17 protein-coding genes and 1 pseudogene are annotated in these 22836 nt (G+C 37.5%); 10 read left to right on the top strand and 8 right to left on the bottom strand.

The annotated features are described in order from the left end of the window. Positions 1-9: 9 nt before the first annotated feature. Positions 10-339, bottom strand: a complete 330-nt coding sequence (locus tag HDEF_RS11550) for a pertactin-like passenger domain-containing protein (protein WP_086934999.1) — start codon at positions 337-339, stop codon at positions 10-12. Then, positions 264-1709: a group II intron reverse transcriptase/maturase gene (ltrA, locus tag HDEF_RS05890; protein WP_238526159.1), complete on the bottom strand. Its 1446-nt coding sequence runs from the start codon at positions 1707-1709 to the stop codon at positions 264-266. Before ltrA ends, HDEF_RS11550 begins: the two co-directional genes overlap by 76 nt. Positions 1710-2204: 495 nt before the next feature. Between ltrA and HDEF_RS05885 the strand changes: the two genes are divergently transcribed. The 6 genes and pseudogenes from HDEF_RS05885 (at position 2205) to pqiC (ending at position 7523) form a co-directional block, all read left to right on the top strand. After that, complete coding sequence (locus tag HDEF_RS05885) at positions 2205-2582, top strand: IS630 transposase-related protein (RefSeq protein ID WP_012737971.1); 378 nt, start codon at positions 2205-2207, stop codon at positions 2580-2582. After that, positions 2494-3027 (top strand): IS630 family transposase, encoded by a 534-nt coding sequence (locus HDEF_RS05880; protein ID WP_086934965.1) that lies wholly within the window; start codon positions 2494-2496, stop codon positions 3025-3027. Before HDEF_RS05885 ends, HDEF_RS05880 begins: the two co-directional genes overlap by 89 nt. Positions 3028-3064: 37 nt before the next feature. Further along, positions 3065-3646 (top strand): annotated as a pseudogene (locus tag HDEF_RS05875) (autotransporter outer membrane beta-barrel domain-containing protein); the annotation flags it as partial. 360 nt (positions 3647-4006) lie between these two features. Then, positions 4007-5281 (top strand): membrane integrity-associated transporter subunit PqiA, encoded by a 1275-nt coding sequence (gene pqiA, locus HDEF_RS05870; protein WP_044612331.1) that lies wholly within the window; start codon positions 4007-4009, stop codon positions 5279-5281. Further along, entirely contained in the window at positions 5278-6936 is a 1659-nt protein-coding gene (gene pqiB, locus HDEF_RS05865; protein ID WP_015873733.1) for an intermembrane transport protein PqiB, read from the top strand. Before pqiA ends, pqiB begins: the two co-directional genes overlap by 4 nt. Further along, a complete protein-coding gene (gene pqiC / locus HDEF_RS05860; RefSeq protein WP_015873732.1) occupies positions 6936-7523 on the top strand; it encodes a membrane integrity-associated transporter subunit PqiC in 588 nt (195 codons plus the stop codon). Before pqiB ends, pqiC begins: the two co-directional genes overlap by 1 nt. 71 nt (positions 7524-7594) lie before the next feature. Here pqiC and cspE read toward each other — a convergent pair whose 3' ends face one another. Further along, the gene (gene cspE, locus HDEF_RS05855; RefSeq protein WP_015873731.1) at positions 7595-7813 is read right to left on the bottom strand and encodes a transcription antiterminator/RNA stability regulator CspE; all 219 of its coding nucleotides are present in this window, start codon (positions 7811-7813) and stop codon (positions 7595-7597) included. A gap of 304 nt (positions 7814-8117) precedes the next feature. Continuing rightward, entirely contained in the window at positions 8118-10814 is a 2697-nt protein-coding gene (gene mgtA, locus HDEF_RS05850) for a magnesium-translocating P-type ATPase (protein WP_407078900.1), read from the bottom strand. Positions 10815-11399: 585 nt separating this feature from the next. Here mgtA and HDEF_RS05845 point away from each other — a divergent pair. From HDEF_RS05845 to HDEF_RS05830, 4 genes are all read left to right on the top strand, one after another. After that, on the top strand, positions 11400-13364 hold the full coding sequence (locus HDEF_RS05845; RefSeq protein ID WP_015873727.1) for a metallopeptidase: 1965 nt from the start codon (positions 11400-11402) through the stop codon (positions 13362-13364). 181 nt (positions 13365-13545) lie between these two features. Beyond that, the gene (locus HDEF_RS05840; RefSeq protein WP_015873726.1) at positions 13546-15162 is read left to right on the top strand and encodes a hypothetical protein; all 1617 of its coding nucleotides are present in this window, start codon (positions 13546-13548) and stop codon (positions 15160-15162) included. 115 nt (positions 15163-15277) lie between these two features. After that, positions 15278-16624, top strand: coding sequence for an exodeoxyribonuclease VII large subunit (xseA, locus tag HDEF_RS05835; protein WP_015873725.1), 1347 nt, complete (start codon positions 15278-15280; stop codon positions 16622-16624). 467 nt (positions 16625-17091) lie between these two features. After that, positions 17092-18144: a hypothetical protein gene (locus HDEF_RS05830; protein WP_044612330.1), complete on the top strand. Its 1053-nt coding sequence runs from the start codon at positions 17092-17094 to the stop codon at positions 18142-18144. A gap of 187 nt (positions 18145-18331) precedes the next feature. Here HDEF_RS05830 and HDEF_RS05825 read toward each other — a convergent pair whose 3' ends face one another. The 4 genes from HDEF_RS05825 to phrB all read right to left on the bottom strand — a co-directional run bounded on the left by HDEF_RS05825 (position 18332) and on the right by phrB (position 22812). After that, positions 18332-18988: a DUF421 domain-containing protein gene (locus HDEF_RS05825; RefSeq protein WP_015873723.1), complete on the bottom strand. Its 657-nt coding sequence runs from the start codon at positions 18986-18988 to the stop codon at positions 18332-18334. Positions 18989-19182: 194 nt separating this feature from the next. Next, entirely contained in the window at positions 19183-20475 is a 1293-nt protein-coding gene (serS, locus tag HDEF_RS05820; protein ID WP_015873722.1) for a serine--tRNA ligase, read from the bottom strand. A 149-nt stretch (positions 20476-20624) separates the two neighbouring features. Next, complete coding sequence (locus HDEF_RS05815) at positions 20625-21368, bottom strand: type 2 GTP cyclohydrolase I (protein ID WP_015873721.1); 744 nt, start codon at positions 21366-21368, stop codon at positions 20625-20627. Next, positions 21358-22812, bottom strand: a complete 1455-nt coding sequence (phrB, locus tag HDEF_RS05810) for a deoxyribodipyrimidine photo-lyase (protein ID WP_015873720.1) — start codon at positions 22810-22812, stop codon at positions 21358-21360. The genes HDEF_RS05815 and phrB overlap by 11 nt, the downstream gene beginning before the upstream one ends. Positions 22813-22836: the final 24 nt, after the last annotated feature.

Below are 22836 nucleotides of genomic sequence, written 5' to 3'. Positions count from 1 at the left end.
GTTCCAACTTTAGAAGATATTGAGGGAGTAACCCGGGTTTTTTGGATTAATTTCTGACTCCGGCTGTGGTTTTACGGAGGGTTGAGGTTGATGAGACACCAGTGACCAGACTCGCTCTCTGTCATCCAACACGCGATTAGTGTCATCCGGCACCTGACTGCGGTCATCGGGTACCAGGTAATATTGATATGTTCCGACATCCACCACTCCACCCCGATTAGCCAGGGTGAATTTCGCATCACCGCCTCCGGTCTGAATGATTTTCAGGCTATCGTCTGCTCCGGATTGTCGGGGGAAGCATTTTTTGGAACTAGCCAATGACGCTGTATTTTTGTCCATGCATGCTTCCAAAGAAATCCACCGGTTGATTTATCCATAAATACTGAATAGTCTTCTCTACCTGGTATCTTGCCTAAGTAGTGTTTTCTTCGCCACCACCAGTGTTTATTGGGATGACGTCGATACAAATATCTACGTTGGCGGATCCACATCCATTGGTCTAATGCACTGAATGTTCTTTTTGAAGCACCAATACGATAGTAATTACACCATCCTATTATCTTGGCATTCAGTTGTCTTATTCCTTCTTGTGTCGGCATACCGATAATACCTTTCCAGGTCATTCTCATTTGCTGTTTGTACCTTTTCATCGACTCCTTTGAGGGCTTCGTTAACAATATATATCCCCGTTTTCTGTGGCGATTGTCATAATGTCGTATATTAAATCCCAGGAAGTCGAATCCTTCCTTCAAGTGTTTGATACTGGTTTTTTCTTCAGAAAGAGCTAACCCTCTCTGAGCTAACCAAATTTGCAACTTTATTTTGGCAGTTTCGCACTCTTCACGGGATTTACCGAATACGACAAAATCATCCGCATAACGAACTACTGCATAAGGTTGCCCTTGTTTTGGCGTGCCGTTTTTCCAGTATTGAATACCCAGTAAGGTCTCCATTCCGTGGAGTGCAATATTGGCCAGTAGTGGACTGATAATCCCGCCTTGCGGAGTACCTGCAACATTGGGTATATAGTTGCCATGTTCCAGCACACCGGCTTGTAACCATTGTTTAATCATGTTTCTTTCGGGGAATCCCCCGATTTTTTTTATGAGAAAATTATGGTCAATGTTGTCAAATGCGCCTTTAATATCTGCATCTAGTACCCAGTGCCGTGTCCCTCGTGCTCTGGCAATACAGAAAATTTTTTGTATTGCGTCATGGGCACTTCGCCCCGGTCTAAATCCGTAGCTGACTGGTTCAAATTTTGCTTCCCAATAAGGTTCCAGCGCCGATTTAACTATCGCTTGTCTACAGCGGTCGAGAATGGTTGGGATCCCAAGAGGGCGTTTTTTTCCATTCTTTTTTGCTATGTAAACTCGTTTTACTGGATAAACCTTTTCTGAAGTTGTTTGGCTTAATAACTTATAAAGATGTTCTCGTCCTTTATGGTCATTAATTACCTGATTATCTACTCCAGCCGTGTGTTTTCCCCGATTGACCTGAGTGACTTTCCTGATAGCCAGAAGATGGTTAGCTCTTGATTTCATCATGAGTTTTTGCAGATTTCTGACTTTCTTTAAGTCACCTGTTGCTGAAGCCCTATATATTCTTTGCCTTAGATTATTAATCATGGCTGTCACAACACGCCAGTTAATAGCATGCCATTCCAGTTGTTGTTCATAGTTTTGATTTATTACGTTTGCCATAGGCATCTAACTCTTCTAAATCAATTCATAACCTTGGTAAAGGATTATATGGGTAAGTCACCCGTTCCACGTCAGCCTCTTTTCAGAGTAAAGTAATTACCTCTATCAATCCTGTTATGATTTCCAGTTGCCTTTCGGCTGATTGCCTTCGCTTTTTGGAACGTCTTATGCCCACTGTCTCTTAGTATTTACATCAACACTAAAAGATTAATGGGGTTACCGTGTTTCACACCATGAAGATACATTGAGTGGGCTGCCTCCTCTATGCCGGGGAACGGGATCCGTCGTAAAGAACGAACACTCTTCTTTACCCGTTTCTAACTGTCGTTAAACTTCCCCATAACACGTCACATCTGATTTCGTGTTTTACTTGCTTACGACATTTTAATAACGGAGATTCACTTTATTCAACCCATTTCAGTTTTGCCTTGCCCCTATTTCTTATAGCTAAGCGATTTAATTTTAGTTACAATATAAAGAACTAATTAGCATGAGGTCACTATGAGTTATTCAGTGGATTTTCGTCAAAAAGTCCTGAGTATTCGAGAGAAAGAAGGACTGAGCATCAGAGCAACGGCGAAGCGTTTTCACGTAGGTACAGATACTCTCAGGCGTTGGCTCAAGCGAATAGAACCGAAACCCTCGGGTCCGCGTCGAGGCAAGATGGATAAAGAGGCGTTTATCAAAGATGTGGCAGAGTATCCAGATAGCTATCAACGGGAACGGGCGGCCCGTTTCGGGGTGTGCCCCAAAGCCATCTGGCAAGCATTGAAAAGATGGGGTCTGACCTATAAAAAAAACTCTGCGTCATCCCAAGGCAAACGAAGAGGCACGACAGGGGTTCCAGGAAAAAATCGCGGGGTATCAAAAGCAGGGTAAATCTCTGGTTTATCTCGATGAGAGCGGCTTTGCTCACGATATGCCCCGCCTCTACGGATACGCTACACGAGGTCAACGCTGTTTTGGGACTCACGATTGGCAGGCTAAGGGCCGCACTAACGTCATTGGTGCCTTATTAGGGGTCACTCTCATCGCGGTGGGCCTCTTTAACTGCTCCATTAACAGCGATGTTTTTTATGCCTGGGTCACTCAGCTGCTCCTACCCGCTCTTCCTCATCCGTGCGTGATGATGATGGATAACGCTTCTTTCCACAAGCGAAAAGATATTCAACACGCCATTCTCAACGCCGGTCATTCTATTGAATATTTGCCTCCTTATTCGCCCGAGTTCAACCCTATTGAGCACACATGGGCTCAAGCTAAAAGAAAAAGAAGAGAACTTCAATGCGACATCAATACCTTGTTTTCAGAACATATTATGTAACTATTCTTATGTCGTTTAGCTATATCAAAACCCCAAAGCGCCTTCGGGTTTTTACCTGGATACCTGGGCACTGTATCACTGGCTCAAGAATGACGTGACGGGTCAGGAGAGGCCGACAGAGTCTTACAAAAGCCGGGGGGTGACCGCGTCTGTGGAGGGGGGATATCTGTTGAAGGTAGGGGAATATGTTTCCCGCTCGCAAATATTGCATAGTTTTTGGGTTCAGCCCAAAGCGCAGCTCACCTGGATGGACGTCAAGCCGGAGAACCACACTGACCAGAACGGCACCCGGGTGACGGGTCAAGGGAATTACCTGCAGAGTCGACTGGGTTTACGTGCGCATTTGCTGGGGCACAGCGCGCAGGATGAAGGAAAACAACGGGAGTTTGAACCTTTTATTGAAGCGAACTGGATTTATCAACCCAAGCCGACGGCCATCAGGATGGACGACAGAACGTATGAGATTCAAGGGGCGCGTCACCTTGGGGAATTCAAAATGGGCGTGGACGCAAAACTCAGTGCGCGTTTACATCTATGGGGCCATGTGGCTCAGCAAATCGGGACAAAAGAGTACACGGACACCCGAGGTACAATCGGGGTCAAATATCATTTTCAATGACCGCCGGGCCTTAAGTGCTTATATGATGACGGCGTCCGGCTGGAAGGAAGTTTAAGAAAGGAAAGTGACTGGAAAATGAAAGAGTGAAAAAAGCACTGAATGTCCTGATTTTAAGCAAAATCACAGGTCATAATAAAAATCAAGTGATTGTAAAATCACACTTAAAATATCGTCTTTTGTGGAATTTTATGGTTTTTTGTTGTCTATTTTTTAACCTAAAAATTTCTTATCCTTTTGTTTTTTAAAAAATTTTTATTTAAAATATTGCCTATTCTTGATTATGCTATGATCATCATAATGGATTATAAAATTCACTTATATGACTGATAGAAAGGAGTAATCCACTTTAGGAGACTCGTTTTGTCTAATACCATTCAGCAGCATCATCAAGAAGTTCAAAGAAACGCTCTTATGTTGTGTCCTTATTGCGACACATTATTGCAGATCCCTCCTTTAACTTACGGCAAAAAAGCGGTCTGCCCTCGTTGCAAAAAAACGCTGACTTCTTATTGGGAAGAACCTCGAAAACAGCCCTTACTTTACGCACTGTGTTCATTATGGATGCTTTTTTTAGCTCAGCTTTTTTCATTGTTGATTATGAATGTAGCGGGTATTGAAAAAAACATTGATTTAATTCAAATCCCAACAGTAATGCTAGAAGATCAATATGCCAGTATGGCGATATTGTTTATCGTGTTGGTACAATTTCTCCCTGCTTTTTGTATGACGGGTATTATTTTGCTCTTTATGCCCATTCCCATTCCTGTTGGATTGAAAATTTTTCTGGCGAAAAGCATCTTGAAATTAAAAACCTGGTGCATGGCAGAAATATTTCTCGCGGGCGTTTTGGTTAGTTTTGTGAAACTCATGACCTATAGTGATATTCATATTGGGTGTAGTTTTACGGCTTACTGTTTTTTTGCTTTCTCGCAAGTCAGAGCATTTCAATGCATCGATCGTCGAATACTATGGCAATATATCGGCGTTACCCCACCACTCAAAAAATCATTCATTCTAGGCCAAACCGGTTTAAGTCAAGGCCTGTATTCCTGCCCAACCTGCACGGCCATTGTCATCTTGCATGAAAAAAAATGTTCGCGTTGCCATACTTATGCTCATGCTCGGCGCCCTTACAGTCTACAATGGACTATGGCACTGCTTTTTAGCTCGTTTCTGTTGTATATTCCCGCAAATTTTATGCCTATGATGATCACCGAAACATTCGGAGATAAAATACCTGCCACTCTTTTATCTGGCATTATTTTGCTCTGGAGTGAAGGCTCTTATCCTATTGCAATCATCGTTTTTATTGCCAGTATTCTGGTCCCATTGTTAAAAATGCTCGGGACAACCTGGCTCTGCTGGGGCATTAGAAAAGGGAACATAGACGCCATTCGCATGCATTTTATTTACGGCGTCATCGAATTTATAGGTCGTTGGTCCATGATCGATATTTTTGTCATTTTGCTTTTATCGACATTAGTACGCATCAATCAATTCGCCAGTATCTATCCTGATATTGGGGCTTTATTGTTTGCTTTGATGGTCATATTAAGCATGCTGGCGGCATCCAGCTTTGATCCAAGACTGATTTGGGATAGCGCAAGCAAATCAAGTAAAGGAAAAGTAAAGTGAATGATTTAAATCCAAACTCCTTTTTAAAAGACGCCGAAATAGAAAAAATCAGACGCTGGTCTCCTGTTTGGATCATCCCTATTGTCACAATACTCATAGGCGCCTGGATATTATTTTATCACTTCAGTCATCTGGGCCAGGAAGTGAGCTTAGTCACTTACAACGCAGAAGGGATTCAAGCCGGTAAAACTAAAATAAAAAGCCGAAACGTGGATGTAGGCATGGTGGAAAAAGTCGTTCTTAGCCGTGATTTAAACCATGTCATCATTAAAGCGCGCCTCTATAAGGGTATGGAAAATTTGCTTCGTAAAGACTCCGTATTTTGGGTCATTAAACCTGAAATCGGCCGGGCTGGGGTGTCTGGATTGAGTACATTACTCTCTGGGGCTTATGTTGAGCTCCGACCTGGCATCAAAGGCGCGCCTCCCAAGAAATTTGAATTATTGACCGCGCCGCCTCTGGCTTCCCCTGATGCAAAAGGCATTAGAATTTTGTTATACAACGATCAAGATCGCCAGATTAACCCTGGAGATCCTGTTCTTTTTCGTGGTTACCGGGTGGGTTCTGTAGAAACCAGTCATTTTGATGTGGCTTCCCGTTTGATGAACTACCAATTATTTATTAACTCCCCTTATGACAGTCTGGTGACCACAAACGTCCGTTTTTGGCAAGATAGCGGGATTGCGCTTGACCTCTCATCACAGGGGATGCGTGTTGAAATTTCTTCTTTACTCACTTTGTTTGGCGGAGGCGTGAGTTTTGACGTACCAAAAGGTCTCGAATTAGGTGAACCTGTAAACAATAAAACCCAATTTCAATTATTTGATAGTAAAGCCAGCATCCAAAATTCACTTTACGCAGAACACAAGGATTTTTTACTGTTTTTCCCTGATTCCATTCGAGGATTGCAATCAGGTGCACCGGTCGAATTTCGCGGTGTTCGAGTGGGAACCGTTTCTGAAGCCCCATTTTTTTTCAAAGAAGCGCCACAACCCCAACCATTTGATCATGACTTTCATATTCCGGTCCTCATTAAAATTGAGCCAGCACGTTTTAAAAGTGGTTTAGGCAAAGACATTAATTTAAAAATGTTAAAAGAAGCAGAACAAAATGGGCTTCGCGCTGCCCTGAAATCAGGCAATTTAATCACGGGCGCCTTATTTGTGGATCTGGATTTTTATCCAAATGCCAAACCTTGGAAAGAGTTTCAAAGTTTAGAAGGTTATCCTTTATTGCCCACTGTCAGTGGTGGTACAACCCAAATACAACAAAAAGTGAATGATATCCTGGATAAAATAAATCAGCTCGCCATGGAGCCTGCGCTCAATCAATTCACCCAAACATTGGTTGAAAGTCAAAAAACCATGCAAAAAATGCAAAAAACATTGACGCTATTGAATGAAATAATGGGCAGCAAAGGCATGAAAAACTTGCCTGAGACTTTTCAAAAGACGCTTCATCAGCTCAGTGAAAGCATCAAAGGATTTGAACCAGGTTCTCAGGGCTACCATAAAATGATGGGAAATTTGCAGGGATTAAACGACATTTTACGTGAATTACAACCTCTATTACGTACTCTGAATACGAAAAGTAATGCCCTGATATTTCAGGCGCCCCCTTCTCAAGATCCTCAACCCATGAAGGCAAAAAAATAATGAAAAAAATAAAACTGACGCTTTTTATTTTTATTTTTTTACTCAACGCCTGTAGTGATAAAACAGACTTACAAAAAATAATTTACTATCAACTACCTCTGCCTTTGTTGAAAGAGCCGCTTTCGACCGAATATACTCAAACGGGGAAAACGCTCTGGATCAAGCCTGTACAGCTTTCTGATTATTTAGCCAGCTCTGGCTTGGCCTATCAAACTAATGGTGTCCGCTACGTCACTGCCCAACATCATCTATGGGCGAGCCCATTGGATCAGCAATTGCAGCAAGCGTTACTCATAAATTTAAGCCATTCTCTGCCCGACTGGTTTTTGTCAAGCCAATCGATCAATACAGATCAATGGACACTGAGTGTCAGAGTAGACGCCTTTCAGGGGCGTTACGATGGCAGTGTGATCATTTCTGGCGTCTGGTTAATACAACATCATGATCAAATGACGAAACAGCCGTTTTATTTTGAACTGAAACAAATAGACAATGGATACGATGCCTTGGTGTTTACATTGGCGAAAGGCTGGAAAGAAGCGGCAAAAACCATGGCAGCAGTAATAAAAAATCAATCTGAGAAATGAAAAAAACTGAACTTAAAGAGAAAGGATAAAAAAAAGGATGAGGTTAATCCTCATCCTAAGGTGTAATAAAACTAGCTGATCACTGAAACATTTGCAGCAGATGGACCTTTAGCGCCATTTTCAATACTAAATTCGACCATTTGACCTTCACCTAAAGTCTTAAACCCTGAACTGTCAATAGCTGAAAAATGCACAAACACATCTTTGCTGCCGTCAGCAGGAGTAATAAAGCCGAAGCCTTTAGACTCGTTAAACCACTTTACTGAACCTTTTTGTTTTTGAGAAGACATCTTGTATTTCCTGTATATAAAAAATATTGCCACCAATGGGCGTGCTAAAGCCAGTTATCAGTCGTTACTTATGGGGGCACTATGAAGGAAATTGTCAGTGAAGAGCTATCGAGGATAACGCTTAAAATGAACTACTTTACTCAAGATGTCGTGCATAAATAGGTCTGTACCACAGGCCGGCGCACATTGAATCATAAAAAGTTCTATAAAGCAACTTTTTTATTTCACCCCTTGAAGGCAATGGCGCCATTATCTCATTTTATTTTTTTAAATAATGGCACCCAGAGTCATCAAAAATCGATGATCAAAGCCATTCACCAAAACGTCGAATATAATAACGCTTCATCAACTGAGCCAGCACGCAATAGCTGATTAATGTTGCTGCTAACCAAGGAAAATATTGCCATGGTAAAGGTTGTAAACCTACCAATGTTCCCAACGGGGAAAAAGGAATATAAATCCCTATGGCCATCACCAATCCTGTCGTCAATAATACCGGCAACGCAGCAGTACTTTGAATAAAAGGAATTTTTTGGGTCCTCAACATATGCACCACCAAGGTTTGCGAAAGAAGGCCTTCAATAAACCAACCTGATTGAAACAAAGCTTGATGTTCAACCGTATTCGCGGCAAAAATAAACCACATTAAAGCGTAAGTTGTGATATCAAATATGGATGAGGTAGGTCCGATCCAGATCATAAAACGCTTAATATTTTTGGCATCCCATTGACGAGGTTTACGCACAAATTCTTTATCCATTTTGTCCCAAGGCAAAGAAAGTTGAGAAATGTCATACATCAGATTTTGTAATAAAAGATGAATGGCTAACATCGGCAAAAAAGGAATAAATGCACTTGCGATTAAAACGGAAAACACATTCCCAAAATTGGAACTGGCCGTCATATTCAAATATTTGATGATATTCCCAAATGTCTCCCGCCCTTTAATGACGCCCTCTTCCAACACCATTAAATTTTTTTCTAACAAAATAATATCGGCGGATTCTTTTGCAATATCAGTGCCACTATCAACAGAAATTCCCACGTCGGCATCACGTAACGCAGGCGCGTCATTGATCCCATCCCCCAGAAAACCCACAGTATGCCCGTTCGATTGAAGCATTTTCAGCACTCGTGATTTTTGCAATGGCGTTAATTTGCAGAAAACAGTGCGTGCCTCCACCTGCTTCGATAATTCTTCATCTTCCATTTGCTCAATTTCAACGCCACTTAAAGGCTCTCCGGGATCTAACCCCACGTCACGACAAATTTTACTGGTAATAATGGGGTTATCTCCGGTCAACACTTTGACCGACACTCCGTGTTCACAGAGTGTGGCAATAGCGGCCTGTGCACTTTCTTTGGGAGGATCAAGAAAGGTTAACAACCCCTCCACAATCAAATCTCTTTCATCGGCTTCGCTCAAAGGTAAATTCACCCCTTCTGCTCCTAATGCACGAGTCGCCAACATCAACACGCGAAAACCATCCTGGTTATATTCATTGGCTAACGCTAACAATGCGTTTCGTCTCGCTTCATCTAATGGATAAACTGTATCCCCATCGCGTATGTGTGTCACGATGAACAACATTTCCTCAACGGCACCTTTACAGATCAATTTTTGTTTTTGATCCTCATCCTGCACCACAATAGATAAACGTCGACGAATAAAATCAAAAGGTAACTCATCTATTTTGAGATGACCCCGAACCAAATCAATTTCAGGTTTTGCTCGGCTAAATTTAATAATCGCTTGATCCATTAAATTCTTCATACCGCTTTGATGAAAACTGTTCAGCCAAGCCAGCTGTAATACCCTACTGTCTTTATTTCCCCTTACATTTAAATGATGTTCTAAAATAATCCGATCTTGCGTCAAAGTGCCTGTTTTATCAGTACAAAGCACATCCATCGCCCCAAAATTTTGAATGGCATTCAAACGTTTGACGACCACCTTGCGTCTGGCCATCGCAATTGCCCCTTTAGCCAGATTGGCGCTCACAATCATAGGCAACATTTCAGGGGTGAGACCAACGGCCACAGCCAAAGCAAACAAAGTGGCTTCCATCCAGTCGCCCTTTGTGAAACCGTTGATCAATAACACCACGGGTACCATCACCAACATAAATTTAATTAAAAGCCAGCTGACACTGTTGACCCCTTTATCAAAGGCTGTTTGAGCTCTTGTCCCCACAATCGATTTTGCCAAAGATCCAAAATAGGTTTTATCTCCTGTGGCCACTACGACGGCGGTGGCCGTCCCACTCGCCACATTGGTGCCCATTAAACAGATATTAGATAATTCCAAGAGCTGGTTTTCATTATCCGTATTCACGGCATTCGATTTTTGAGTGATACAGCTGAGCGCATCGTATTTTTCAATGGGGATGGCTTCACCGGTCAAAATCGCCTGACTGATAAAAAGATCTCTGGAGTGAATTAAACGAACATCCGCCGGCACCATATCTCCTGCTGACAAATAAATCATATCTCCAGGAACCAGCTCTTGAATCGACACTTCCTGTTTCACGCCTTGCCCATTGAGATCCGATCGCCGCAGTACGGTGGCCGTGGTACGCACCATCGACTTCAACGTTTCGGCGGCTTTATTGGTGCGATACTCCTGCCAAAAACGCAACAGGCCGCTCAACATCACCATGATAAAGATAATTGAAACGCCGGTTAAATCGGCAGATTCAGATCTTTGTAAGGGCAACCAATAATCTGTAAAAAAACTGATCGCGCCCAAAACGATTAACACAAAAATAAAAGGATTATTAAAGGCATAAACCAACTGAATCAACGCATGAGGTGCTTTTTCATGCGCGACATTATTGATGCCTGATTTCTCAAGTCGCTCCTGCGCGTCTTCCTCTGTTAATCCCTGCAAATGCGTATTCAGTTTAGATAAGGTGGAATCTAAGCTGTTTTTAGCCTCTTCCTGGATCAAAAAAGATTTTTTGGGTTTATGACGCCCAAAGGTTTTATCAAGAATTGTGATCATCATTTATCTCGCTTTTTACACTTTGCGTGTATCTGTTTGTGCTCAAAAACCTGTTTGCAATATCCGACAGGTTTTAAAAGCATAAAACATATTTTGGATTTTGGGTGTGTAGAACTCGATGAGCTCCAGAAGTAAAGGAGTGCTGCCTACGCTTTTTTGGGGCAGGCAGAAAATCAAGGGGGATGAGTCAGCCTGCTTTATTTGTGTTTATCAATCATCAATGTATTTTTTTTGTAACAACTTCGCGTATCCATCAGGCTCTCCGTTAAAAATTTTTGCGAGTATAATTTTTGAAGGTATTGATGTAAAGCTGAAATGACCCAAAGTAAATCAGTGTTGAGTTTTTAATAAAAAATGAAATTTTTTATATTAATTAAATAATAAAAATTAAATTAAAAATATAAGTAATTTGTTTTTAATAATAAATAATAATTTTGATTATTTATAATAATAATTATAATAAATTAAAATTCAATTTTTTTAATAAATTTATTAAAAATAAAATTTATTTATCACAACATAAAAATTAATCTCTGAAATTTTTCAGAAAAATTATTATTTAACACAACGGGAAAATAATTTATGTCTATAACTCAAGATAAAACAAGAGCCATAAAAAAATTTTTTAAAAAAAATGGAATGAAAAATTCAGCAAGCAATTCGGATGATAAATATAATCGTTTATTGATCACAAACGATCATGCTTTTTATGAGTTGATTCGTAAAAAAATGTTTAATGGAGATATTACAATAGAGCAATATGATTATTTATATAAAGATATTTCTGAAAAAATGGGACAAGTAGCATTAGGAAAAGAAAGCTTTGATATTAAATATATAATAAATTACTCAAAATCAATAAATAAACTGGATAATACACAATCTCTTTTTACAGAAGATGAGTTAAAAAATTTAATATCAAAAAATAATCAATCAAATACTGATAGTAATTTTGATATAAGAAAAACCGACAAATATATAACAACTAATAATATAAAAATCTCTTCATATAAAAGTGAAAATGTTCAAAAAAATAACAATGATACATTAAATAAAAAATTTATTTTTGATTCAGATGGTTTATATAAATTTTTAATTAAAAAACGAGAACTTAATTTGCTTATTAGTACTTATATTCATCATATAAATTACATTTTTTCCAGTAAACGTCTTGATTCAAAAGATTTAATTGAAAAATTTACTTATTCTGATAAAAATATAACTGATTTTTTTAAAAAAAATATCCCACAAAATAAAAATCTTTTAAAAGAAATGGCTTACATTTCAAAAAAAATAACAGAAGAACTCGAAAAAATGAATAGCTCGGATCAAAAAAAAGAAAAAATTAATAATTTTTTAAATAAATCTCTTTCAAAAACCATAAATCAAGAACAGTATAATATGTTATATAAAGAAATCTCTAAAAATCTCGTTCATACAAGCATGAGTATTAAAGATATTATAAATATATATAGTAAGGGACTTATTTCTGAGCCAACAAATACAGAATTTAAAAAATTACTAAAAAAACAGGATGAAAAAATACAACCCTATATTTATGAAACAAAAACAGGTTTGAAATTTCAAAAAAAAATATCGATTCATTTTAATTCTAAGCTGGTTTTTAATATTGATATTTTTTCAGGAAAAGAAATATATTCTGATGATTTGCCGAATGAAAACGAAATTCGTAAATCTTTAACAGATGTTTTAATTCTTTTTTATAAAACCTTTGGTTTAAAAACAGATAATATACCTTTTAAAGGCGATGCTAATCAGGCTAATTTCAGATTGTTTCTTTTCGAAGATGCTCAAAAATACAAAGAATTTTTTAATAGACATGAAAAGAACGGCTTTACCAATCACGTTGGTTTTGCACAAGGAGCTGAGCTGAACTATATTTCTAATATGTATGTCAATACAGAGAAAACTTTAAACGATAGTTTATCAACTATAAAGCACGAATTTGTCCACGCTTTGACTTTTTATGCTACTGGTAAAATGGGTATTAAAAATGTTTTTTTAGAGGGCATAGCCATGTATATTGCTGGATTATCAGAAAGAAAGACATCGACTGATTTTGTCTCTTCTTTTATCCACTCTGTAAAAGGAAAAGTGCCGAAAGATTTAAGTCTAAAAAATATTATGAATCCTGAATATTTTAAGGAAAACCAGCTTAATTCTTACACAATAGGCGCGGCCCTTATTGCTTATTTTGAGGAAAAAAACTTATATTTTATTGAAAATTTATTTGATGCTATCAAATACGATAAAAAAAATTCTACATCCGGACACTACTTTAATCAAATGATGAAAAATATTTATAAGGAAGAAGAAAATAATAATAATGGATTTCAAAAATGGGTTGACTCAAAATTAGAAGTGAATTCAAATCGGCAAAAAAGATCCTTAGATAATCAACCAAACTTATTAAAACAAGTGTGGGCTGGTTTCTATTCTGAAGAGCGAATATCTACTAAAAATCATAGTTCATATTATCCACAAAAACAGTACCCAAGTGAGCTTTATTCAAACAGACAGCCCTAGGTTAAATCAATTTATCCCGCATTATTTTTATAAAAAATTATCTCTGTTTTTTTAAATAAAACGAAAATGATTCTGATTTTTGGTAAAAAACCTTTTTTGATACTATGATAGTTTATGCTTTTATAAAAGTATAATCAGAAGCTGATTATTTATTAACAAAAATTCTTTGGAGAAATAAATAATGCAAAAAACAATAGAAAATATTTCATGGATTAAAGAGAAAAATGAAGATTTAGAGCTCACCTATCATAAAACAGGCAGCCATATAAAAACTTCATCTACAAATGACACGATAGATTTAAAATTTTTTAGCGATTTTTTATATAAACAAAATTGCATTAATCAAGTAAAAAATTATTTTCTTCGTATAGTAGATTACGATATAGATCGTATCTCTACCAGTGATGATGAAAAAAATAACATTACTGAACTATTAAAGTCATTAAATGAAAGATGTGAAACTTTTCAAAAACAGGATAAAACGCGAGCGGTATATTTTTCAAATATTCAAGATTTTCTTAAAGAAAATGAAACTTTATTGAAAAATATGGCAACTCCAGAAGCACTTAAAAAATTTATCGAAGATAATTTAGAAAACGGACTCACTCGTGAAAAATGTCATCGTTTATATGAAACAGCAATTGACATGTTTTTGCATAAAACCATGAGCATGCAAAATATTAAAGAGATATACATACAATCCCAGGTTTATTTACCAAAAGGTGGAGAATTCAAACTCTCATCAAAAAATAACGAAAAAACAGATTTAACTTTTCAAAAAAAAATATCGATTCATTTTAATCCCAGGTTAGTTTTTAATATTGATGTTTTTTCAGAAACGGCATTTTCAAATGGTAGCGAACATTTTACTGAAGATAAAATTTATGCAAGCTTAAAACGTGCTTTAGATATTTTTGATCAAAAATTTTGCTTAAAAAATTTTATTCCTGTTACAAGCGATGAACATCAAGTGAATTTTAAATTATTTGTTTTTCAGGAAGACGATAATTATGCTCAATTTTCGATAAAAAATGATGTTGATCCGAATCAATTTTATGCGTTTACAGATCCATCATTAAAAGAAAGTTACATCAGTAACATGTATGTGAATCTGGACAAATGTTATTCTAAAAAAATAAACACGCTGAGTCTGATAAAATCGACATTTGTTCGTGCCTTGACGTTTTACGCGACAGGTAAAACAGATCTTGGGCCTATTATTATGGAAGGGTTATCAGAATATATTTCTCGGTCAGAAGAGGGAGACACTTCAAGCGATTTTGCCGCTTTTTATATGGAAAAAGATAAATACCTAAATCTCACAGAAATTATTGATGCGGGTTTTTTTGACACAAAAAATTTTAATGAACCTCTGAATGAAAAAAAATCTTTTCTTTATAGCGTGGCACCCACCATTATTGCTTATCTTAAAGATACAACCCTGAATTTTATAAATCTTTTACTAAAGTCGGTAAGCAATCAAAGAAATTTAGAGGACAGTGGTCAATTTAATGAATTAATTAAAATAGTTTATCATGAAGAATTAAAAAAAGAAAAAGAAGGAGGCGGATTAAAAGCCTGGATAAAATTAAAATTAGAAGAAGACGATTATTATAATGATTCCTTATTTTCAGACTTAACCTGTCAGCAGCGGTTAGAACAACAACTGGCATCACTAATGATTGATGATGTTAATCAATTTTCTTCATCAAATTTTGTCAATGCTTCTCATTTAGCTGATTCAAAAAAAAAGGAGGCAGATTTAGCACCTGCATATGTAATAAGCTCACCGATTTAAATCAGTTTATCTGACGGTATTTTTCTCACTAGTACCGTCGGAGGTTTTAGGTTGTCTGTGGATGACAATCAAGATAATATCTTTTCATTAAAAACTCTTCTCAAATTGAAATTCTATGCCACTTTCTCATTTCTCTGATCTTTTGACAGTCAGTCAACTCAATATCCGTGTTCGTGACATATTGGAAAAAAACATAGGTCAAATTTGGCTGATGGCTGAAATTTCTAATTTTTCTCAACCTTCTTCGGGTCACTGGTATTTTACGTTAAAGGATGAACGAACACAGGTGCGCTGCACTATGTTCCGTAATAACAATCGCCATATTTTTTTCAAAGTACAAAATGGACTGCAGGTGCTTGTACGCGCTTGTGTCAGTCTTTATGAGCCCAGAGGAGAATATCAACTGATTGTGGAAAGCATGGAACCGGCCGGTGAAGGGATACTGCGTCAGAAATTTGAACAGTTAAAAAAAAAATTGGCCGCAGAAGGGCTGTTTGCAGAAAAATACAAAAAACCCCTTCCTGATTCGGTGAAGCAGCTGGGGGTCATTACTTCGATCAGTGGTGCTGCTTTGTTCGACATTTTAAAAGTATTACAACACCGTGACCCTTCTTTGCCTGTGGTGATTTATCCGACCAAGGTGCAGGGGGAATATGCCCCCTCCCAGATTGTCAAAGCGCTCAGCATTGCAAATCGGCGTGCGGAATGCGATCTGGTTATTTTGGCGCGAGGGGGCGGTTCTCTTGAAGATTTATCCTGTTTTAATGATGAGAGAGTGGCTCGCGCCATTTTTGATAGCGACCTCCCGATTGTCAGTGCGATTGGGCATGAAACAGATGTGAGTATTGCCGATTTGGTTGCAGATCTCCGTGCTTCCACGCCTTCTGCTGCAGCTGAGCGGGTCACAAGAGATAGGAGAGACATCATCCAGAAGCTTGGATCACACCAGCAACGCATGGCAATGGCCATGGATTACTATTTTTCAAAGCTGCGCCAACGATTTGTGCATCTGAGCCATTGTATTGAGCAACAGCATCCACAGCTGGAATTAGAGCGACAAAAAATGCAGTTGATACATTTTAAAATCAGCATGGAAAAAATCATTCAAGCAAAGCTGAAGGGGTTAATACATCAAGAAGCTCACCTCAAAAAAAACGTATTACGTCGAGCTCCCCAGATCCAGATTTATCAGTATCAAAAGCAAATACAAGAAGAGTTTCATCAACTGAAAGCGGCCATGGAAAGAAAAATACATCATTATGTACAACGTTTTGCGGTGGTATCCAGCCGATTGGAAACGGTCAGTCCACTGGCGACTTTAGCAAGAGGTTATAGTGTAACGTGTTTTTCTTCTGGATCTATGCTGAAAAAAATTGAGCAGGTGCAAATAGGGGATGAATTAAACACTCGATTACAAGGAGGTTGGATAAAAAGCCAGGTTTTAGAGATTAAAAAAAATTAAAAACGATTTTTCATCATTCCGATTATTATTATTCTAAATAACGCCCCCTATTTTTCGTCTGTTTTATTTATCAGTATAAATTTAAATTCATTCTTTTTGTAACCAGGATAGATATTATAAAACTATTTTTTAAAAAATTTTTCGAATGTCATTTTTAATGATATTGATGTAAATTTAAAACAATAAAAATAAGCAAAGTTGTAAAAATTCCTTAATAAAAATTGAGAACATTTAATTTATTTTTAATAAAAAAACAAATCTGAATTACAAATAATTTATTTTAATTTTATTTAATAATTTTTAATTTTTAATTTTTATTTTTTAATACAAATTATTATAGTTAATGTGTATTTTAATTAAGTTAGTTGAAATAAATTAATAGGTGATATTTCTAATCATTATTTATTGATTAACCAAATTCTCTGAATGTTTTATAAAGAAAAATTTTGAAAAAAAGGAAACAAATAATGTCAACAACAAAACTAACAACAAGAACAGATCTTAAATATATTGACGGTATTGAAGATATTAAAGAAAATGTAATTTCTGCAGCAGAAATGACAATTAAAGTAACTAACAAAAGAAGACAAAATATATTGAATATTTTAGAGCAATTGAAGAACATTTCCGCAGAACTGCAAAATAAATTAACATTCGAAGACTTTGATAAAGAAAAAATCACATTAAATGATTCTTTAATCAAAATAAGAGAAGAATTTACACAATTAAATACAAACGAATCCAATAGAACAGGTGAAATTATAAAATCAAGTATCGCAACATTAGAAAAAAGATTAGATTCGTCAAGTTTGGAGATAAAAAAAGATTGCAAAAAAATCGATGAAACATTAAATAATAGAATAAAAACTCTAACTACTCGGCTAGAAATCAGAATTACTGATAATGAAAGTAAAATAGATATTAATACACATGAAATAAATAGTAATAAAGAAGGTATCAAGTCTAATAAAGAACTTAATAATAATATAAATAAGATAAATACTAATAAAAAAGGTATCGAATCTAATACAAAACTTATTACTAATAATGCAAATCAAATAGAAGATATTAAAAATATCTCTCTAAAAAAGATTAATGAAAATGTGGATGATAACCTAAAAAATACTCAGACTTCTCTCAATACTGCTCTTGAAAATTATAAAAATCTTCAAGAACGTTTTCAACTTCTAGAAAAAAATGTTTCAAAAAATACACAAACAACAACCTGGGTTTTAAATGTAGTCAATCCTGTATTAAATGTGTGGAACAGAACATTGGAATATGTTTCTAATAATCTCAAATATATGAAATTGACTCCTCTGGAGCAGGAGACTCTGGATTCTACTGCTTCAGTAAATCGCTCTACTACTTCGACCGACACTTACTCACTTGTTAGTGCTAGTTCTGGTTTTCCTCAATCTGAAGAAATCTCTTACTCTGCTAATATACAACAAGAAAAATCGTTTTCTTCTTATACAATGGCTGTTAATAATGTGCCTGTCTCTGCTGTATCAAATTAATATTAATTTAATTCACAATCAATCAGTACTATCGTCAATATTGATCAAATATTAATGAATTAAATAGCCTTATCCGGTATTGTTTTTATCAACATTGCCGGAGCGGTGAAAAAAATAAATTATATTGAAAATATAAAAACCTGTTTCAATTTGGAGCATTAAAAAATGCTCCTTAAAAAGACTCTTTTCAAGATTTTTTTATTTCCCCATTATTCATAATAAAAGTCACTTCGTCTTTCCAAAATTCAGCAATAAATACATCTTTTATATCTGAAATATCGCAAAACTTTAATTTTTCTGATAACCAACTGTCATTTTTTTCAGTTTCCTCTAATTTATCAATTCTAATTTTACCATCCTGTATAATAATAATGGACGGCAAATCATTTTTTTTAGAAACGGCGGTTATTTGGCCATCAGGTTCAATTTGAGCATATTTTAGTTCTTTAAATGAAGAAATACCCTTAGAATGCAATTGGGAAGCGACTCTGAGGATATCGATTTTATTTTTCTTTTCGCGAATATTTTCTATTAAAAATCGGCCATTTTTTATAATTGGAATGGGCTCTCCTATTGCAAAAGCGCGAAATAAATGAAATTTTTTACTGATAAAATTAAGAAAAGAAACAAGCAAAACACCGAGCAATAAAACAATAATATACTGATGCATTGGGATTTTTTCATTATAAATCACCCCGCCTATAATCCCGCCGAATGCAAAATTACCGATAAAATCGATGGGCGTCATCTGTGATAATTGTGTTTTACCCGCTAAATTCATATGAGTCATCACAATACCAAAACCGATAGCAAATTTAATAATGATCAGTAAATAATATTCCATTATTTTTTCTCTTTTATTTAAAAAAAATTGATTTCTTTTTAAATTTAGATCATTTATCAAAAAATGCGATTATTTTTCAGCCTTTGATGACTGATAGGGGATCGAACATCTTCCAGGCGTCAATGACATCAGTGTGGAGCCTGCCAATTTTTGGGCTTCAACAGACTTGAGCTCGTTGAGAATAGCCTTTTTAGTTATTTTTCGATATTTTTTATATACTCTAATCCTTCCATATAAGGTTGCAAAACCTGTGGCACTGCAATGCTGCCATTTTCCTGTTGATAATTTTCCATCACTGCGACCAAAGTACGACCCACTGCCAGGCCGGATCCATTTAAGGTATGAACAAAACAATTTTTTGATGCCGTTTTATAGCGTGTCTGCATTCGACGTGCCTGAAAATCACCCATATTTGAACAGGAAGAAATTTCTCGATACGTCTTCTGACCTTCTAACCACACTTCTAAATCATAGGTTTTCTTCGCCCCAAATCCCATATCTCCTGTACAAAGCAACATTTTTCGATAAGGTAATTCCAGTTTTTTCAGCACCTGCTCGGCATGCTCTGTCAGTTCTTCTAATGCTCTCATTGAATCTTCTGGACGTGTAATTTGAACTAATTCAACTTTATCGAATTGATGCATTCGTATTAAACCGCGAGTATCACGCCCATAAGAACCTGCTTCAGAACGAAAACAAGGTGTATGCGCCATCATTTTTAATGGCAATGAGGATTCTTCTAAAATTTGCTGGCGTACCAGATTGGTCAGAGGGACTTCCGCAGTCGGTATCAAGGCGTACTTTTTATCGTCTGACCCCAGAGGTTCTATATGAAATAAATCTTCGCCAAATTTGGGGAGCTGCCCTGTGCCCAATAAGCTATCGTGATTGACAAAATAAGGCACATAAAATTCCGTATAGCCATTCTGCTTTGTATGTAAATCGAGCATAAATTGAGAAAGTGCTCTGTGCAGGCGGGCTATAGGCCCTTTCATCACGACAAACCGACTACCGGCGAGCTGGGCGGCGGAAGCAAAATCAAGCCCTGTTAATTTTTCACCCAGCGTGACATGATCCAGCGCAGGAAAAGAATATTTTTTTGGTTGGCCCCATCGCATGATTTCTTGATTATCTTCTTCATTTTTACCTTCGGGTACCGAATCATCAGGTAAATTAGGAAGAGAAAGCTGAAACGCCCGGATTTTTTTTTGTAATTCTTCAAGCTCTTTTTGAGCACTGTCTAATGTAATTTTGAGTTGATTGACCTCAATGTAAAGGGAATCAATGTTTTCGCCTTTCTTTTTTCCTTCGGCGATAGAGGCTGAAAGTGAATTTCGTTTTGCCTGAAGTGCTTCTGTTTTGACCTGTAGCATTTTTCGATGTTGTTCTTGCTCAAATAGCATGCTCAAGTTGAGAGAAAAATATCTTCGAGCCAGTTTTTCAGCAACAGTATGAGGCTCTTTACGCAAAATATGGGGATCAAGCATGTGGTTACCTGCCTATTTTTACCTGAACATTTATTACAATTAAGAAATTTTGAATGACGATCATAACGTGGTTTTTGCTCATATCAATTCGAATAAAAAGTTTTAGTTTGGATCCAAAATGACTGAAGCAGAATATGGAATCCATGAACTTATACAGGATTGAGCACATCAATAAAAATTACCTCTAATAAATAACGCTTAGCCAACCACGCCCCTAATGCCTGAATACCATAACGCTCTGTCGCATGATGCCCCGCCGCATAAAAATGCACCCCCATCTCCCGCGCAATATGAATGGTTTGCTCAGAGACCTCACCCGTAATAAACGCATCTACGCCAAATTCAGCCGCTTTCTGGAGATATCCCTGACCCCCACCAGTACACCACGCAATTCGCTTGATATACACAGGCCCAGAATCACCACAATGCAACACCGGGCGCTGAAGTTTTTTTTCCAATATTTCTTTTACATGAATGGCGTCAGCAGGCACTTCAAACTCACCATAAGGCACCAAAGGATCAATCATTCCGATGGTTTTTATCTCGAGCAAATCAGCCAGTTGCGCATTATTGCCTAATGAAGGATGGGCATCTAACGGCAGATGATAAGCATAAAGATTGATATCATGAGTCAATAATGTTTTCAGACGCTGGCGCTTCATATCACAGACCACCACAGGCTCATTTTTCCAAAAATACCCATGATGAACCAGGACAGCATCCGCATTTTGCTCCACCGCTCTATCCAGCAAAGCCTGGCAAGCTGTCACCCCTGTGACGATTCTGTTGACTTCCCTTTTTCCTTCAACTTGCAACCCGTTGGGCGCGTAATCTTGAAAGCTCTCTGTTTTTAACTCTTCGTTGAGCTTTTTTTCTAATTCTTTATTGAGCATGATTGTGTTTCATTTCCTCAGACAAATTTTTAGCGGTGGCGAAAGCGGACAATGTCGCTTGTCTCGCCTGTTGATGATCGACGATAGGCGTAGGATAATCTAACTGTTTGTGATTTTTTTCTGCCCAAGACCAAGGTTGATGAATCTCACTCTCTGGCACGGGGTTTAATTCTGGCAACCAATGGCGAATAAATTCGCCTTTGGGATCGAAGCGTTCCCCCTGAGTGGTGGGGTTAAAAATACGAAAATAAGGCGCCGCATCTGTGCCTGTAGAAGCCGCCCATTGCCAGCCCCCGTTATTCGCGGCTAAATCGCCATCAATTAATTGAGACATAAAATAGCGTTCTCCCAAACGCCAATCGATCAGTAAATCTTTCACTAAAAAACTGGCTGTGATCATCCGTAAGCGGTTGTGCATCCAACCTGTCGTATTGAGTTGACGCATCGCGGCATCTACGATGGGATAGCCTGTTTGCCCTTGCTGCCATTTCTCCAAAAGAGAGTCTGAATGATGCCATTGCACAAATGTTGTCCAACCAATAAAAGGGTGCCCTTTTGACAAACGAGGATAAGCGATTAAAAGATGGCGATAAAAGTCGCGCCAAATCAATTCATTGAGCCAATCAAAAGCCCCCTTATGATCCTCTATTCCTTCTGGAAAAGCCTCGCGTAAACAACCCAGGCATTGTCTGGGCGACAAGATCCCAAGTGTTAAATAAGGTGATAAACCGCTCGTTCCTTTAATGGCAAGCATATCGCGTGCATGAGAATACGCGCTTACCTTTGCATCGCAAAAACGCGTTAATTGTTTTTGAGCGGCAGCTTCGCCTATCGGAAATAGTTCGGTATCAAAATCCAAGAGGGGATAATCAAAAGAAAGCTCAGTCAGAGAAATGCTCACCTGGGGCCCATCACGCTTTTTGGGTACAGGAATACAGCTCAGATTGGTTAAGAATAACTGTTTTAAAAATGCGCGCCGAAAGGGCGTAAATACCTGATACATTTGACCATTTTCTTTTAAAACCTTTTCAGGCGGTAAAAGCACGGCATCATGGAACCCCTGGCAAATCACCTGATGACTCAGTTTTTTTTCAAGCGCGTGATCACGGCGAGATTCGTTGATCTCATATTGATGATTGTAAAAAAGTTTATCTACTTTGTGATGATCACAAAAATCGATCAGCCATTTCACTGCATCTTGAAAATCATCACATTCATGATAATGCAAAGGAATATTGAGCTCAGCAAGCCGCGCTTGCACGGCTTTAAGGTGAGCCAGTAAAAAAGCCGCTTGACGCGGCGCCATATGGTGCGTTTTCCATTGGATAGGTGTTGCAATAAACACCGCCAACACCTTTGCTTCAGAATGTTGACAAGCGGCATTTAATGCTCTGTTGTCTGTGACACGCAGGTCATGACGTAACCAGACTAAATGTGTGGGCATTTTTTCCTCGTTGGATGAAATATT

The sequence above is a fragment of the Candidatus Hamiltonella defensa 5AT (Acyrthosiphon pisum) genome (assembly GCF_000021705.1).
GTDB classification, from domain to species: Bacteria; Pseudomonadota; Gammaproteobacteria; order Enterobacterales; family Enterobacteriaceae; genus Hamiltonella; species Hamiltonella defendens.
This window is presented reverse-complemented; position numbering and strand designations above follow the sequence as displayed.